The following is a 390-nucleotide window of genomic DNA, read 5'->3' as shown; positions in this document are numbered from 1 at the left end:
GGACAGCATCGTGGTTGAGCCTTATCTGGAAGGAAGCCGTTTTATCGATGTGGGCACGGGACCAGGGCTGCCGGGCGTACCGCTCGCTATCGTCCGTCCTGAAGCGCACTTCACGCTGCTGGACAGCCTGGGCAAACGCATACGCTTTCTTAAGCAGGTACAGCATGAACTGAAACTGGAAAATATCGATCCGGTACAGAGCAGGGTAGAGGTGTTTCCTGCCGAGCCGCCTTTTGATGGCGTGATCAGTCGGGCCTTCGCTTCTCTGAACGATATGCTGAGCTGGTGCCATCATCTGCCTGGCGAAAAAGGGCGATTTTATGCGCTGAAAGGCGTCGTGCCGCAGGATGAGATCGACGCGCTGCCGGCAGGTTTTACCCATCACAAGAC

At 56.4% G+C, this 390-nt stretch carries 1 protein-coding gene; it reads left to right on the top strand.

Features of this window, described 5'->3' with window-relative positions:
• The coding region (rsmG, locus tag AC1DIT_RS28590) for a 16S rRNA (guanine(527)-N(7))-methyltransferase RsmG (RefSeq protein ID WP_476998637.1) at positions 1–390 on the top strand (390 nt) is incomplete at both ends.

Source organism: Bacillus sp. 05T22 (assembly GCF_056396765.1).
Note: the sequence above shows the minus strand (reverse complement) of the source record. Positions and strands in the feature narration are given on the sequence as shown.